This is a genomic window from Fructobacillus papyriferae (assembly GCF_018437225.1).
In the GTDB taxonomy this organism is placed as follows: domain Bacteria; phylum Bacillota; class Bacilli; order Lactobacillales; family Lactobacillaceae; genus Fructobacillus; species Fructobacillus papyriferae.
In genome coordinates this window covers 555788-570341 of record NZ_JAAMFI010000001.1, presented here as the reverse complement: position 1 = coordinate 570341, position 14554 = coordinate 555788, and the positions used below count along the sequence as shown (strand labels likewise).

The window sequence follows — 14554 nt, the reverse complement described above, 5'->3', positions numbered from 1 at the left end:
GATGGAAGGAAACAACGTAGTCATATTGGCGGCTGGCAACGGGTCGCGGATGAAATCAACTTTACCAAAGGTTTTGCATCAGGTGGCCGGTAAAGCCATGGTTGACTGGGTGATTTCGGCCGTGGAACCGCTTTTGCCCGACCATATTTTGACGGTGACGGGCGTTGGTGCTGAAAAAGTGCAAGACCATTTAGCTGGCCGATCGAATTTTGTCATTCAAGAAAAGCAGCTCGGTACTGGGCATGCGGTTTTACAAACTAAAGATTTCTTGGGCAAAGCAGCTGGTTCAACGTTAATTTTGTCCGGGGATACGCCACTCTTTACGACTAAGACGCTAGAAGCCTTATTAGACGAACATGCGCGGACCAAGGCAGCGGTGACGGTTTTGACCGCCCATGCCGATGACCCAACGGGTTATGGCCGCATTGTTCGTAACGACGAGGGCATGGTCTTGAAGATCGTAGAAGAAAAGGATGCCTCCATTACGGAACGCCGCATTCAAGAGATCAATACGGGAGTGTACGTCTTTGATAACCAATTGCTTTTCGAATCGCTTTCAAAAGTCGGCAACGACAATGCTCAAGGCGAGTACTACTTGCCAGACACACTGGATATTCTAAGGGAATCTGGTCAGCCAATCGGTGCCTATGAAACGATGGATTTTGACGAATCGCTTGGTGTAAACGATCGGGTGGCCTTGGCCAAGGCAAACGAGATTATGCGTACCCGCATCAATGAACGGCACATGAGAAACGGCGTCGAGTTGTTGGCGCCAGATCAGACATACATTGAACCAGATGTGCAAATCGGACAAGACACAGTTATTGAGGGGAACGTGACACTGATTGGAAAGACGGTGATTGGCCGCCATAACGTGTTGACTGCTGGCACGCGCATTGAGGATTCAACGATCGGTGATCATAATGTGATTACGGCTTCTCACTTGGAAGAAGCGACGGTTAAGAACAAGACGACTATTGGGCCATACGCTCACCTGCGCCCTCAAGCAGTGATTGAAGATGAAGCGCACTTAGGAAATTTTGTTGAGGTTAAGAAAGCGACGGTTGGTTGGCGTTCTAAAGTTGGCCACTTGTCATATGTCGGCAATGCCGTTCTTGGACAAGACGTCAACATTGGGGCTGGTACGATCTTTGTTAACTATGATGGCGTGAATAAATTCGATAGCCAGGTTGGCGACCGTGCCTTTATTGGGTCGAACACGAAGATTATTGCCCCAGTGACGATCGCAGACGAGGCCATCACCGCAGCCGGTTCGACGATTACAAAAGATATTTCAAAGCATGCGATGGGAATTGCTCGTTCGCGCCAGACCAACAAGGAAAACTTTTGGGATCGCATGCCACATAAAAAATAAATGATTTGAAAAGGACGGCTGTGGCCGTTCTTTTCTTTTGTTTAGGCGAGGTATTCACTCTGCTAATTTTATAAAATAACAGCTAGACCAATAGGAAAAAACGAATTATTTATGCTACAATGAAACAAGCAGTTCGATAGATGATGCGTATAAAAGGAGTGTGCTAAATGGACTTTTCAGTACTCTACATTGGATCCGGACAGGCAACCTGGAACGGGGCCGTTCCACTAGCTAAGACCGGTGTCAAAATTGGTGTGATTGAAGAATCACAATATGGTGGTGTCTGCTCAAACAAGGGCTGCAATGCCAAGATTATTTTGGATAAGCCCTTGCAGTTAATTGACCAAATTAAAGCGTTGCAAGGCCGTGGTTTAGATGGCGTACCGGATGTCAATTGGGAAGACCTGATGGCCCATAAGCATGAATTAATCGTACCTCAGGATCAGCACGGCAAGGATCGGCTCGATAATGTCGGGATCACAACGATTAGCGGCCATGCCGAATTTGTTGACGCCCACACCGTTGCTGTTGGAAAAAAGACCTATACAGCGGACAAAATTGTGATTGCAAGTGGGATGCGTCCTCACCGCTTGGATATTCCTGGTGCCGAGCACTTTGATAATTCAACAGACTTTTTGTCTTTGCCACACATGCCAGAACACGTTACGATTTTGGGCGGCGGTTTTGTCGGGATTGAGTTTGCCACGATCGCTTCAGCTGTCGGCGCTAAAGTTGATGTCATCACGCGCGGTGCAGATATCTTAAAGCAATTCCCACGTGAATACGTGGCTTCGATCAAGGCGGACTTAAAGCAAGCCGGTGTGCGCTTTATTCCGGATATGGCGGTTCAGTCTGCTGAAAAGACTTCTTCTGGCCAGATTACGTTGAACGGGCCAAAAGGCTTCGTTCTCACAACTGATTATGTTTTGGATGCGACCGGTCGCGTACCAAATCACGACCAGTTGAATCTAGAAGCAGCTGGTGTTAAAGCCAACGCGCACGGTATCGAAGTAAACGACTACTTGCAGACAAACGTGCCTCATATTTATGCAGCAGGGGATGCCATTGACAAGACAACCCCAAAGCTGACGCCAACGGCTGCTTTCGAATCCCGATACTTGGCCGCGAAATTCATGGGAACAAACGAGGGCCCAATCGCTTATCCAGCCATTTCAGAGATTGTCTTTACCTCACCACGAATTGCGCAAGTTGGCGTTCATTTGGATGAGGCCAAGGCTAATCCGGACAAGTACGAAGTCGTTTCGGCTTCTTACGATGGCGATTGGTACCGCCAAGTCGAAAACGAACAGCGTGGTCAATTGGCTTTGATCTTTGAAAAGGCCAATCAGAAATTGGTTGGTGCCGCTGAAAAGGCCAACGCTGCGGAGGAAACGATTAACACAATCGTGCCATATGTTCAGATGGCTTTGACAAAAGAAGAGCTCAACGACTTCGTTTACGTCTTCCCATCCATTGCCTACACGCTGCAACGCCGTTTGCCACTCGTTTAAAACCAAAAATCCGCTTCTTTTCAAAAAAGGAGTGGATTTTTCTTTTTCAGCTTGCAGGCCTATGCTATACTCGTTTTATTAAGCAAAGGAGTTGCGCATGGAACTATCAGGTGAAACCATCGTCGATTTGGTCGACAACCAGTCTTATCAAGAAAACGTTCAAGATAATCAAGCCAAAGCGGCCGTTGACTTGGACGCGCTCTTCAAGGACTTTTCTGATCTGGCCAAAGAAGAGCTCCCAGCTCGCGCAGCGTTGAACATTGAAGGTGGTATCGAGCAGGGTGGCACGACCTTGTCCATGGAGCTGAACGTCATTAATTTGCCACTGCGGTACAAGAACCAGGAAAAGAAGCTGGTCTACGTGGATCAGGCATACGAACTGAACGTTTACTTGGTGGTCGACAACGCCCACGTTTCCAAGTCAGCCTTGAAGATCGAAAAGCTGTCGTCACTGTCTGCCTTCTTGGACGATCCGGATTCTGTTTTGGCTAAGGCGGCTAGTCGTTTTGCCGAATTGCTCGATTTGATTCGAGAAAACCAGGAAGCGGCCATGAACGAATCAGAAGAACAAAAGGAGGCCGAAAAAGAGGTGTCCAAAAAGCAGTCTTCTGCTAAAAGCAAAAAATAAGACAAATGAAAAGCAGGTCCGTCTTGTAGCGGGCCTGCTTTTTTGATTATTCTTGGCGAATTTTGGCTTGTAATTGGTAATCGTGACCGCTTTTTTCGATGGCAGCTTTGAGCACGTGGGGCGAGGAAATATGGGAAAGGGTGGTTAGCTCACCGAGGTCATAAGCCTCGATGACGGCCTGGACCAGGTCTTTTTTGGAGCCGTATTCGGTTTCAGGGATGGCGAGATCATCGTAAGCGATGGTCTCGGCTTGGCCGATGGCTTTTAGTTCCTGTACGGTAATTTTTTCAATGATAAGCATAGCGCCATTATAGGCGCTCAGGTTCTTGATGTAAAGGAAATCCCTTGCATTTTCAGCCTCCAGCTGGCATAATAAAGGTATGCGATGAGTCGAACGCGTCTTTTAGGACGCTCACGCGGCCTGCTCGGATTAAATTCCAAGCCACGGATTGGTGCAGGTGTTTTGGTTGTTGTGGAACTGCCATTTCTCACCATGACTACTAGCGCAAGCTAGGGTGACGCAAGACTTGTCTGGTTCGTGACTGAATCAGACCGCCCGTCGAAGCGAATTCGGCATGCCAAACTAAGGGCGAACTACGGTTCGTCCTTTTTTACTGTCCTAAATTCCACCCACTTTCTGATATAATAAAGAAAGCTAACAAGCATTTTGGAGGACGATCCGTGGTTCAATCACAGTACGTCAGCGTCGGCGCGTTAACTAAATATTTGAGTGCGAAATTCGACCGGGATCCGCACCTGGGAAAGGTTTATTTGACTGGTGAAATTTCCAACTTGGGTAACCGTCGCTCCCGCCACCTCTACTTTTCGATTAAGGATCCGGAACAAAAGGCGGTTATTCGTGCGGCCATGTTTTCCTACGCCTCTCGCTTAAAGTTCGAGCCGGAAGAGGGAATGAAGGTCCAGGCCGTTGGACGGGTTCAGATTTACGAGCCAGCTGGTTCCTATTCGATCATCTTAGAGCAAATGACCCCCGCAGGGGTCGGCGACCTCTTCTTGGCCCTCCAGCAATTAAAGGACAAATTAGCTAAAGAAGGACTCTTTTCCGCTCCAAAGCGGCCCATTCCCCCTTTGCCCAAGAAGATCGCCGTGATTACCTCGCCAACTGGTGCGGTCGTTGAAGACGTGGCCAAGACGGTTGAACGCCGTCTGCCGCAGGCACAGGTGGTTTTGTTGCCAGCCGTTGTTCAAGGAGATGGGGCTGTGCCGTCCCTCTTGGCCCAACTTGAAAAGGTGGACCAACTCGGCTTTGATAGTGCCATTATTGGTCGTGGTGGGGGATCGATTGAAGACCTCTGGGCCTTCAACGACGAGGCCTTAGTTCGTAAGGTGGCCGCGCTCAAGACGCCAATTATCGCCTCGGTTGGCCACGAAACGGACAACACCTTAGTCGACTTGGTCGCTGACCAGCGGGCTGCCACGCCAACGGCCGCGGCCGAACTGGCAACGCCAATTTCCAAGCAGAACTTGGTCGACCGGGTGGTCGAGCTATCCTCCCGTTTGAACTTGGCCGGACAGAAGCTGATTCAACAAAAGCAACAGGACCTGAAGTACGTGATCGACCGACCAATCATGAAGCAGCCAGACCGGCTGTATGCGGCCTACCAGCAGGAAGTCGATTCCTTAGAAAAGCGCCTGCTGCAAGCCTTTAGTCGCAGGATCGACCAGGCCAAATACCAGCATCAAGCCTTGAGCGAACGCCTGGCCAAGCAACAAAGCCAGCTCCTTCGCCCATATCAGGAACGAGTGGCTTTGGCTGCAGCAAAGCTGGATCTGGTGTCGCCATTGAAGATTTTGTCTGCTGGCTACACAATTGTGAAGGGCCCAGAAGGGCAAGTGGTCAAGTCCAAAGAAGACCTGAACGCCGGCCAGCAAGTTGATTTGACCTTTGCAGACGGTCAATTGTCAGCGGAGATTTTAGGAGAGAAACATGACTGAACAAGCATCATTTGAAGAAAAGTTGAAGCAGTTAGACCAGATCGTCACGGCTTTGGAAAAAGGGGATCGCCCACTAGAAACGGCCTTGGCTGATTTCAAGACCGGTGTGACGCTTTCGAAGGACTTGCAGAAGACTTTGGCTGAAGCCGAGAAAACCTTGGCCAAGGTTATGCAAGACGATGGTTCGATGACGAACTTGGAATTGACCAACAATGACTAAGTTTCAGGACTTCATAAAAAGCTATAAGCCGGCCGTCGACGAGGCCTTAGTCCAGGAGTCTTCTCGTCCAGATCTGACAAAGATTTCAAGCTACGAAAAAGACGACGATTACGTTTCGGCCTTGCAGTATGCCTTGCTCACACCAGGCAAGCGCTTACGTCCTTTGTTGGCTTTGGCTGTTTTGGACTCCTTTGGTAAGAAAATCGACGAGGACGCGGTGACTGCGGCTTCTGCCATCGAGTGGGTACACGCCTATTCTTTGGTTCACGATGATTTACCAGAGATGGATAACGACGCTTACCGACGTGGGAAGCTGTCCGTGCACGCCATGTATGGGCCGGCTCTGGCGGTTTTGGTCGGAGATGCTTTACAAGGGCATGCTTACCAGATCCTGTCTTCGTTGAAAAAGGTTTCTGCCGAGCAAAAGGTTCAAATGGTCTCGACTTTGTCTGGCCGTTCAGGTGCCTTTGGCATGGTCTACGGACAGGTTTTAGATATGCAAAACCACAATGTCGGGTCTCGAGTTGAGCAATTTTCAATTCTAAACAAGGTCTACCAAATGAAAACCGCCGACCTCCTGGTCGCAGCGGCCTTGATTGGTAGTCAGTACGCCGGCTTGGACCAAGAGGCGCAAACGATGGTCGAGCGCTACGCGCAAAACCTCGGCTTGTTGTTCCAAATTCAAGACGACGTCGACGATTACGAGCAGGACGAAGAAGAGGGCGTTTTGTCCTTGGTTCACTTTTACGGTTTAGACGAATCGAAGCAGTTGGCCATGAATTTGCGCGAGCAAGCCAAGAAAGCCTTGGCGGAATTGGCGGCCTACGATGCCGCTTTCGATTCGGCACTCTTGACTGATTTGATCGATTTAATTGGAGCATAAGGATGGCAGTTTTAAAAGAACGTGTCGATATTTTACTTGTCCAGCAGGGGCTTTTTACCTCTCGTGAGCAGGCTAAGCGAGCCGTCATGGCCGGCCAGATTCTTGGGGAAAACGAGGAGCGCCTGGACAAGGCCGGACAGAAAATTCCGGTGACAACCGAATTACATTTTAAGGGACAACCGTTGCCCTTTGTCTCTCGTGGTGGCTACAAGTTGGTTAAGGCCATCGAGACCTTTGGCATGCAAATGGACAGCCAGATTGTCCTAGACATCGGTTCTTCAACCGGGGGTTTCACCGACGTTTCGCTGCAAAACGGGGCTAAGCACGTCTATGCCTTGGACGTTGGGACCAACCAACTGGCCTGGAAGTTGCGGATTGACGAACGAGTGACAGTAATGGAAAACACCAACTTCCGTTACGCTAAGCTGGCTGACTTTATGGAAGGGCAGCCGACTCGGGCAACCATTGACGTGTCCTTTATCTCCCTTGGCTTGATTTTGCCAACGCTAAAGGATATTTTGGCAAAGGGTGGTGAAGTGGCCGCCTTGATTAAGCCCCAGTTCGAAGCCGGCCGTGAATTGGTCGGTAAGCACGGCATCATCAAGGACAAAACGGTGCACCGACAGGTTTTGGAAAGGACCTTGCCGATGATGGTCGAATCCGGCTTCTCTGTAAAGGGCCTGACCTATTCGCCCATCAAGGGTGGCCAGGGCAACATCGAGTTTCTGGCCTTTTTAAAACGTGCTGAGGAACCAACTATTGCAGAAGACGTGACGATCGATGCCGTGATCGAAGCCGCGCATCGTCAACTGGACCAAGAAGGCTAAGAAAATGCCTTCGCGGCAGGCTAGGCGGGACCATATTTTGTTTGGAGGCAGAAAATGCTTGAACAACTAGTCATTGAAAATTTTGCCATCATCGAGCAGGTCGACCTGTCTTTTGACGACCGCTTGACGGTTTTGACCGGAGAGACGGGTGCTGGAAAGTCGATCATCATCGATGCGTTAGCTATGTTGACCGGCGGACGGGCTAGCACGGAAATGATTCGAAAAGGGGCCGATAAGGCGATCCTGCAAGCCGTTTTTTCCCTAAACGACAAAAAGAATACCCGAAAAGCGGAATTGATGGCCGCCTTTGCCGAGGCTGGCGTCGATGTCTCGGACGGACAGGTTGTGATTTACCGTGAATTTAACCAGAAGGGCCGCTCGGTTTCGCGGATAAACGGCATGATTGTGCCTTTGAAGACCTTGGCGGACTTGGGGGGGCGCATGGTCGAGATTCAAGGACAACATGACACGTCCTTGCTCTTGAATCCGGACTCCCACCTGGGCTTGCTGGATGATTTTGCGGATGCTTCTCTTATGAAGGCCAAGGTTGAATACGAGCAACTCTTTAACCGTTACCGCGATCTGGCCATGCGCTTGAATCAAGTCAAGAACCAGGCCCAGGACCTGAACCAGCGCTTGGATTTGCTGACATTCCAGCAAGAAGAGCTGAAGCAAGCCAACCTGCAGCCTGGTGAAGAGGAAGAACTCTTAGAAGAGCGAGCCAAGCTTTCCAACTACAAGAAGATTGCGGATTCTTTGGACCAGGCCCAGCAGGCGCTCAATCCTGGTTTGGAAGGTGGGGCCATTGATTTGTTGGCTTCGGCCAACTCGGCTTTGGCGACGGCCGCTTCCTTTGATAAGAACTACGAGAACTTGGCCCAGTCATTGTCCGAGGCCTACTACGCGGCCCAGGATGCCGGACGTGAGTTGGATGAGTCGGTGAACAATCTTTCCTTTGACGAAGGAACTTTGGTAAAAATCGACGATCGCCTGCAGGTTATCCACCAGTTGAAGCGCAAGTACGGTGATTCGATTGACGATATTTTGGCCTTCCAACAAAAAGTCGAGGCCGATCTTTCGCAGTTAGATGGGGGCGCATTGGATATCGACCAGTTGACGGCTGAAAAGGCGGCCATGAAGGAAAAGATCCAAGCTGCTGCCGAACGTTTGCGAGACGGTCGCAAACGAATTGCCAAGAAGTTGGAAGAGGCGGTTAATCAAGAGCTTTCAGACTTGCTGATGAAGGAAGCCTTCTTCGAGGTTTCTTTAAAACCGGTTGAGGGCTTCTTGCCAAGTGGTGCTGATCGTGTCACCTTTAACGTCCAGACCAACAAGGGAGAAGGTGTCAAGCCACTTGAAAAAGCCGCTTCCGGTGGTGAAGCTTCCCGTCTGATGCTTGCCTTGAAGACGGTCTTTATCGCTGAACAGGGCTTGTCGACGGTTGTCTTTGACGAGATCGATACCGGAGTTTCCGGTCGTGTTGGCTCCGCCATCGCCCAAAAGATGCGGGCGATTTCTACTCAGACACAGGTGCTGGCCATCACGCATTTGCCGCAGGTGGCAGCGGCAGCCGACCACCATTTCTTGATTGAGAAAAGTGCAGAAGGCGACCGGACGGTGACGCAGGTCACGGATTTGGCTGAGGAAAAGCGTGATCAGGCAGTGGCCATGATGCTTTCTGGAGATGAGATTTCAGAGGCGGCTTTGGCCAATGCTCAGGAATTGCGGAAGAATGCAGGAAAGTGACGTTTCGCTGTTCGTTGTCCTGAAGCAGGCCCGCAGGGCCGTTTTTATAAATCAAAAGCAAGCAAAAAAGCCTTCCAACTGGAAGGCTTTTTTAGATTAATTTTAGCTATGCGTATAAAAGAGGAAAGCCATGAAGATGATGGCCAACAGGTACATCAACACGTTGACTTCCTTACCACGCTTCGCGGCAATCATCGTAATTGGGTAAGCAATGAAGCCAAGGGCGATGCCGTCTGCAATCGAGTAGGTCAACGGCATACCAATGACGATCAAGAAAGATGGCGCCGCGATGGCCATGTCTTCCCACTTAATCTTCTTTAAGTTGCCGGCCATCATAATGCCGACCACGATCAATGCAGGGGCCGTAACCTGAGAGGTAACAACGGCCAACAGTGGTGAGAAGAAGAGGGCCAAGATAAAGAGGCCACCTGTCACAATCGACGTGAATCCGGAACGACCACCAACGGCGATACCAGAAGATGATTCGACGAAGGCGGACGTTGGGGACGTGCCCAACGTGGCCCCGACCGTCATTCCAACGGCATCGGCCATCAAAGCTTTACCAGCGCGTGGCATCTTGCCGTTTTCAAGCAAGCCGGCCTGTTCGGTCAAACCAATCAAGGTGCCGGCTGTGTCAAAGAAGACAACGATCAAGAAAGTTAAGGCGACGATGATCATTTCGAAGTTGTTGATGTCGCCCAAGTGTGACCAGGCTTGGCCGAAAGTTGGTTCCAAAGAAGGAGCGGTTGCTACGATTGAGTGTGGCAAGGCGATCAAGCCGGTGACAATGCCGACAAGAGCCGTACCGACCATTCCAAAGAAGATGGCAGCTGGTACTTTTTTGACAATCAGAATCAAGGTTAAGGCGATACCGAAGATGGCTAGCAAGGTCGTGCCCTTTGTCAGGCTACCCATGGCCACCATCGTTTCAGGATTGGCCACAATCAAACCAGCGTTGTGCAGGCCGATGAAGGCAATGAAGAGACCAATTCCAGCCGCAATGGCGATTCGCAGGTTGTGGGGGATGGCTTCGATGATCTTTTCACGGATGTGGGTCAGGGTTAAGATCAAGAAGATCAGGGCCGCAACTAAGATGCCGGCCATGGCCGTTTGCCAGGAAACGCCCATCCCGATGACAACGGAATAAGCAAAGTAGGCGTTCACGCCAAGTCCAGGACCAATGGCGATCGGGTACTTAGCGACCAATCCCATGAAGAGCGTGGCGACGGCAGCCGCGATGGCTGAAGCCGTAAAGACGGCGCCCTTATCCATGCCGGCTGCGGACAACACGTTGGGATTTAAGAACAAAATGTAGGACATGGCCACAAAAGTGGTCAGTCCGGCAGTGACTTCTTTTTTAAAAGAAGTGCCCAGTTTTTCAAACTGGAAATAGGAAGCAATGCGTGACATATAAAACTCCTCGTTTTCGATTTGACTACTTATCTAGTTTAGCAGGAATAACCGGATTTGTTTGGAGAAAAACGGAAAAATATCGATTAAAAGCCGAACGTTATTAACAAAAGTTAGTCATTGTTCACGTTTTATCTGCTGATTTTTTCATTTAAGATCCGTTTCGGTTCGTATTAGACAAAAGAACTCCCTGCTTTGATCAAAGGAAGAAGAACGGCTGAATCAGAAAAATGACCCCTCCCTTTGCCAGCTTGTTAGTCCCTAGGCTATAATAAAGTAACCATTATTTTTAGGGGGAAACGTAGATGGATCAGACAACTTGGGAACGAATTGTGAAGTATACCGAATTGCAAGGAACTTCAGGTCAAGAGGACGCGGTCCGTTCGGCCTTTGAAAAGGATCTGACTCCGCTCGTTGATCGAGTTGAAAAAAACGCGATGGGGGGCCTTTTTGGTATTAAAGAAGGAAAAGCAGACGACCCCCGGGTGATGTTTGCGGCTCATTTTGATGAGGTCGGTTTCATGGTAGCTGGTATCTTACCAACCGGTGCCCTGCAGGTCGTTGCCCTTGGCGGTTGGAATCCGATGACGGTGCCCGCCCATCGGTTTACCCTTTATACAAAATTTGGGCAATATCCAGTGGTGTCTTCTTCTGTTGCCCCTCATTTACTACGGGGGAAAGAAGGTGGGGCGGCTGCCCTAAAAATCGAAGATATTCTATTCGATGCTGGCTTTGAATCAAAGGAACAGGCAGAAGCCATGGGCGTTTTCCCAGGTGATTTTATTGTGCCAGAAACGAAGACGGTGAAGATGGCCAATCCCAACCGAGGATTGTCCAAAGCATACGACAATCGCTTTGGGGTTTCAGCTGTTTTATCTGCATTGACGGACTTAAAAGAAGTTGTAACGCCGAACACGTTGATCATGGGGGCAAACGGGCAAGAAGAAGTTGGCCTGCGGGGGGCTCTGCCAGCTGTTCAACAGCTTCAACCAGACATTTTCTTTGCGGTGGATTCGTCAGCAGCCAATGACTTGGATAATACAACTGGGCGCCAAGGCATCTTAGACCAGGGAACGTTAATCCGTGTCTTTGATCCAACTGTCGTTACCTCCCCTCGTTTGAAAGAATTTATCCTGCAAACCGCAGAAGATCAAGGCATTCCCTATCAGTACTTTGTCTCAAAGGGGGGCACGGATGCTGGGGCTGTGCAAAAGTATGGTAACGGAATGCCAGCCGTTGCTTTGGGAGTGGCTTCCCGTTATATTCACACACATGAAACCGTTTGGTCGATCCCAGACTTTGACGCTGCTCGTGAACTGATTGTTGCCCTTTCCAAAAAGTTGGACCGAGCGACTGTTGATGATATTGTGGGGCTCTAATGTTTAAAAAACTGCAACGTTTAGACTACTGGATTGCGGTTCCATTCGCTGTTTTGTCGCTTTTAGGAATCGTCATGGTTTTTTCGGCCACACAAAACGCATACTTAGCGCCGGTGATGTCCTTTGCCAAGCAGGCGATTTTCGTTTTCTTTGGTTGGTCGGCCGCTTTTTTCACTTTTAAAATTAACCGAAAAGTCCTGCGCGCGCAGCCACTTTTAAACGCTTTGTTACTGATCACAACAGCGTTGCTCGTGGTGGCTCGTTTAGCGCCGGCTGTTAATGGTGCCCACGGTTGGATCAACCTTGGACCGGTGACGCTGCAGCCTGTTGAGCTGGCCAAGATTGTTTTGATTTTGTATTTTGCTCACTGGTTAACCGTTCAACCGTGGCAGCCTGGAAAGGGTCTTTCCGGTTTTATTCGATCTTGGTTAAGGCCAGGCAGGCCAGCCAAATTACTTTGGCCGATCGTTATCCTAGCATTAACATTGGCAATGCCTGATATGGGGAATTTTTTCATTACCTTAGCCGTTTTGACGCTGTTGGTTTTGGCCTCGGGGGTTAAGCCGAGGGCCAATTTGATTCTGGTCGTGGCTTTTTTCCTGATTTTGGCTTTTTTGCCGGAGATCATTTCCTTTTTCGATTTGAAGGAATCTTCCTCCTATGCAATCCGACGGTTATCGAACTTCGTTGATCCTTGGTATAATATGGACCAGAGTCGTCAGTTGTTGTATTCCTATTACGCGATTTCACACGGTGGCCTTTTCGGGGTTGGCTTGGGAAACTCATTGATCAAGCCTTACTTGCCAGAATCAAACACCGACTTTATCATGGCGGTTGCCACCGAAGAATTGGGCGCCGTTGTGGTTGTAGTTGTGCTTTCCTTGATGATGATTTTGATCGGCCGCTTGGTTCTGATTGGCATCAGGCAAAAGTCGCAATATAACCGACTCTTTTTGTACGGGTTGGCGGGATTGTTGATCATGCAGTCCTTTGTTAACCTGGGCGGCGTTTTGGGTCTTTTGCCCATCACCGGAGTTGTTTTTCCCTTTATCTCAGGGGGAGGATCGTCATTTGTCTTCTTCTCGGCAGCCGTTGGCTTTGCTTTAAACATTGCCGCTCAAAACAAACAACCCGCACGACCTAACCCGCAAGATGACGCGGCACGAAGGGAATTAAAACACTAATGTTTGATATGAAAAAACGCCGGGCTTTGTATGTCTACATGCGTGGCTTGAAGCAGGTGAATCAGCTAAAAAAGTTTGGCGAGATTACCTATATTTCTAACAAAATGAATTACGTGGCGCTCTATGTTAATGACGAACAGGTTGTTGAATTGTCAGCCAAATTAAAAAAGTACCGCTTTGTTAAAGCGGTTAAGGCGTCACCTCGTCCAGATATTGATCCAGATTTGGGCGATCAACACGATAATGTTTTCTTTGAAGCCTATGATCAGGAGCAGGCGGAAGGCGAGCGGACTGATGAAAAAGCTGAAAACCCGTCTACAGCATCTGAAAATAAGGGTGATGAAGCCGAGCAAAGCGAGGGCAAATAAATGCGTGTGATTGCAGGAAAATTTGGTGGGCTTCGCTTGGAAGCCGTCAAGGGGCGGGCCACCCGTCCGACAACGGATAAGGTCAAGGAAGCCATCTTCTCGATGTTGCTGCCTTACCTAAATGGTGGACGTGTGCTGGATCTCTATGCGGGAACCGGTGGTTTAGCGATTGAAGCCATTTCGCGGGGGATGGACGAGGCGGTTTTGGTCGATAAGCAGCAAGCGGCTTTGGCGGTAATCGAAAAGAACATCGAAAAGACCCATGCCGAATCAGCCTTTACCGTGCTTCGTGGTGCGGCTTCTACCGTTTTGGGTCGCTTGGCGGCCCAGCAGCTGCGTTTTGATTTGGTACTCTTGGATCCACCATATGCTAAAGAGAAGTTGAAGGCAGATATTGATCGGATGATCTCTGCTGGCCTTTTGGCAAAGGGTGCTGTGGTCATGATTGAATCTGACCAGGTGGCCGATTTGCCAAAAGCAGATGAGCGATTGGCTTTATTGAAGCAAAAAGATTACGGCATAACGCGGGTCTCATTGTATCGTTACGAGGCCTAGGGGGTGAACATGAGAAAAGCAGTTTTTCCAGGATCCTTTGATCCGCTGACTAATGGCCATTTGGACATCATCGAACGTGCTTCGGCGCTCTTTGACGAGGTCGTCGTGGCGGTGGGAACTAACACGAACAAGAAGGGTCTTTTCCAACCGGAAGAGCGCCTGGCATTGGCCAAAGCGGCCGTGGCCCATCTGCCAAACGTGACGGTTGGCCAGATCGATGGCCTGACGGTTGATTACATGAAAGAAGTTGGTGCTCGCTATATCATTCGGGGGCTTAGAAACTGTAAAGACTTCGAATACGAGCGAGACATTGCCGGTGCTAACTCCGTCTTAGATGATGTCGAGACGGTGCTTCTCTTTGCTAAGCCGGAGAACCAAAACATCTCGTCTTCCATGGTCAAAGAAATTTCCAAGCTGTCTTCGAACCGCATGGCGGCTTTCGTACCGCCAGTTGTGGTTAAGGCCTTGCAAGACCACTTTGAATCATGATTTAAAAAGCTTCCAGTTGAATC

Annotated in this window: 15 protein-coding genes; 13 read left to right on the top strand and 2 right to left on the bottom strand. The window is 49.6% G+C overall.

Going from position 1 to position 14554, the window contains the following annotated elements:
• Position 1 precedes the first annotated feature (1 nt).
• The 3 genes from glmU to G6R27_RS02605 all read left to right on the top strand — a co-directional run bounded on the left by glmU (position 2) and on the right by G6R27_RS02605 (position 3514).
• On the top strand, positions 2 to 1375 hold the full coding sequence (glmU, locus tag G6R27_RS02615; RefSeq protein ID WP_213819525.1) for a bifunctional UDP-N-acetylglucosamine diphosphorylase/glucosamine-1-phosphate N-acetyltransferase GlmU: 1374 nt from the start codon (positions 2 to 4) through the stop codon (positions 1373 to 1375).
• Positions 1376 to 1542: 167 nt separating this feature from the next.
• Positions 1543 to 2886 carry a dihydrolipoyl dehydrogenase family protein gene (locus G6R27_RS02610; RefSeq protein ID WP_213819524.1) on the top strand — a complete coding sequence of 448 codons (1344 nt, stop codon included), beginning with the start codon at positions 1543 to 1545 and terminating at the stop codon, positions 2884 to 2886.
• Positions 2887 to 2983: 97 nt separating this feature from the next.
• Positions 2984 to 3514 (top strand): hypothetical protein, encoded by a 531-nt coding sequence (locus tag G6R27_RS02605; RefSeq protein WP_213819523.1) that lies wholly within the window; start codon positions 2984 to 2986, stop codon positions 3512 to 3514.
• 46 nt (positions 3515 to 3560) lie between these two features.
• On the opposite strand, the gene G6R27_RS02600 is transcribed toward G6R27_RS02605, so the two are convergent.
• Complete coding sequence (locus G6R27_RS02600) at positions 3561 to 3815, bottom strand: hypothetical protein (protein ID WP_213819522.1); 255 nt, start codon at positions 3813 to 3815, stop codon at positions 3561 to 3563.
• A gap of 380 nt (positions 3816 to 4195) precedes the next feature.
• On the opposite strand from G6R27_RS02600, the gene xseA reads away from it, so the two are divergent.
• Genes xseA through recN form a run of 5 tightly spaced genes read left to right on the top strand, consistent with a single transcriptional unit; the run spans position 4196 to position 9146 of the window.
• The gene (gene xseA / locus G6R27_RS02595; protein WP_213819521.1) at positions 4196 to 5470 is read left to right on the top strand and encodes an exodeoxyribonuclease VII large subunit; all 1275 of its coding nucleotides are present in this window, start codon (positions 4196 to 4198) and stop codon (positions 5468 to 5470) included.
• Complete coding sequence (locus G6R27_RS02590; protein WP_213819520.1) at positions 5463 to 5690, top strand: exodeoxyribonuclease VII small subunit; 228 nt, start codon at positions 5463 to 5465, stop codon at positions 5688 to 5690. The genes xseA and G6R27_RS02590 overlap by 8 nt, the downstream gene beginning before the upstream one ends.
• Entirely contained in the window at positions 5683 to 6573 is an 891-nt protein-coding gene (locus G6R27_RS02585; RefSeq protein ID WP_213819519.1) for a polyprenyl synthetase family protein, read from the top strand. The genes G6R27_RS02590 and G6R27_RS02585 overlap by 8 nt, the downstream gene beginning before the upstream one ends.
• A 2-nt stretch (positions 6574 to 6575) precedes the next feature.
• Positions 6576 to 7400 (top strand): TlyA family RNA methyltransferase, encoded by an 825-nt coding sequence (locus G6R27_RS02580; RefSeq protein WP_213819518.1) that lies wholly within the window; start codon positions 6576 to 6578, stop codon positions 7398 to 7400.
• Positions 7401 to 7454: 54 nt separating this feature from the next.
• On the top strand, positions 7455 to 9146 hold the full coding sequence (recN, locus tag G6R27_RS02575) for a DNA repair protein RecN (protein WP_213819517.1): 1692 nt from the start codon (positions 7455 to 7457) through the stop codon (positions 9144 to 9146).
• 102 nt (positions 9147 to 9248) lie between these two features.
• Here recN and G6R27_RS02570 read toward each other — a convergent pair whose 3' ends face one another.
• Positions 9249 to 10556 (bottom strand): NCS2 family permease, encoded by a 1308-nt coding sequence (locus tag G6R27_RS02570; RefSeq protein ID WP_213819516.1) that lies wholly within the window; start codon positions 10554 to 10556, stop codon positions 9249 to 9251.
• A gap of 305 nt (positions 10557 to 10861) precedes the next feature.
• On the opposite strand from G6R27_RS02570, the gene pepA reads away from it, so the two are divergent.
• Genes pepA through coaD form a run of 5 tightly spaced genes read left to right on the top strand, consistent with a single transcriptional unit; the run spans position 10862 to position 14531 of the window.
• Positions 10862 to 11935: a glutamyl aminopeptidase gene (gene pepA / locus G6R27_RS02565; protein ID WP_213819515.1), complete on the top strand. Its 1074-nt coding sequence runs from the start codon at positions 10862 to 10864 to the stop codon at positions 11933 to 11935.
• Positions 11935 to 13119 carry an FtsW/RodA/SpoVE family cell cycle protein gene (locus tag G6R27_RS02560; protein ID WP_213819514.1) on the top strand — a complete coding sequence of 395 codons (1185 nt, stop codon included), beginning with the start codon at positions 11935 to 11937 and terminating at the stop codon, positions 13117 to 13119. Before pepA ends, G6R27_RS02560 begins: the two co-directional genes overlap by 1 nt.
• On the top strand, positions 13119 to 13487 hold the full coding sequence (locus tag G6R27_RS02555; protein ID WP_213819513.1) for a YlbG family protein: 369 nt from the start codon (positions 13119 to 13121) through the stop codon (positions 13485 to 13487). The genes G6R27_RS02560 and G6R27_RS02555 overlap by 1 nt, the downstream gene beginning before the upstream one ends.
• Complete coding sequence (gene rsmD, locus G6R27_RS02550; protein WP_213819512.1) at positions 13488 to 14042, top strand: 16S rRNA (guanine(966)-N(2))-methyltransferase RsmD; 555 nt, start codon at positions 13488 to 13490, stop codon at positions 14040 to 14042.
• 9 nt (positions 14043 to 14051) lie between these two features.
• Positions 14052 to 14531, top strand: coding sequence for a pantetheine-phosphate adenylyltransferase (gene coaD, locus G6R27_RS02545; protein ID WP_213819511.1), 480 nt, complete (start codon positions 14052 to 14054; stop codon positions 14529 to 14531).
• Positions 14532 to 14554: the final 23 nt, after the last annotated feature.

What these genes read in the sequence shown, in the direction of transcription:
- glmU (WP_213819525.1), top strand. Translation starts at nt 2, where the DNA reads ATGGAAGGAAACAACGTAGTCATATTGGCGGCTGGCAACGGGTCGCGG.
- G6R27_RS02610 (WP_213819524.1), top strand. Translation starts at nt 1,543, where the DNA reads ATGGACTTTTCAGTACTCTACATTGGATCCGGACAGGCAACCTGGAAC.
- G6R27_RS02605 (WP_213819523.1), top strand. Translation starts at nt 2,984, where the DNA reads ATGGAACTATCAGGTGAAACCATCGTCGATTTGGTCGACAACCAGTCT.
- G6R27_RS02600 (WP_213819522.1), bottom strand. Translation starts at nt 3,815, where the DNA reads ATGCTTATCATTGAAAAAATTACCGTACAGGAACTAAAAGCCATCGGC.
- G6R27_RS02590 (WP_213819520.1), top strand. Translation starts at nt 5,463, where the DNA reads ATGACTGAACAAGCATCATTTGAAGAAAAGTTGAAGCAGTTAGACCAG.
- G6R27_RS02585 (WP_213819519.1), top strand. Translation starts at nt 5,683, where the DNA reads ATGACTAAGTTTCAGGACTTCATAAAAAGCTATAAGCCGGCCGTCGAC.
- G6R27_RS02580 (WP_213819518.1), top strand. Translation starts at nt 6,576, where the DNA reads ATGGCAGTTTTAAAAGAACGTGTCGATATTTTACTTGTCCAGCAGGGG.
- recN (WP_213819517.1), top strand. Translation starts at nt 7,455, where the DNA reads ATGCTTGAACAACTAGTCATTGAAAATTTTGCCATCATCGAGCAGGTC.
- G6R27_RS02570 (WP_213819516.1), bottom strand. Translation starts at nt 10,556, where the DNA reads ATGTCACGCATTGCTTCCTATTTCCAGTTTGAAAAACTGGGCACTTCT.
- pepA (WP_213819515.1), top strand. Translation starts at nt 10,862, where the DNA reads ATGGATCAGACAACTTGGGAACGAATTGTGAAGTATACCGAATTGCAA.
- G6R27_RS02560 (WP_213819514.1), top strand. Translation starts at nt 11,935, where the DNA reads ATGTTTAAAAAACTGCAACGTTTAGACTACTGGATTGCGGTTCCATTC.
- G6R27_RS02555 (WP_213819513.1), top strand. Translation starts at nt 13,119, where the DNA reads ATGTTTGATATGAAAAAACGCCGGGCTTTGTATGTCTACATGCGTGGC.
- rsmD (WP_213819512.1), top strand. Translation starts at nt 13,488, where the DNA reads ATGCGTGTGATTGCAGGAAAATTTGGTGGGCTTCGCTTGGAAGCCGTC.
- coaD (WP_213819511.1), top strand. Translation starts at nt 14,052, where the DNA reads ATGAGAAAAGCAGTTTTTCCAGGATCCTTTGATCCGCTGACTAATGGC.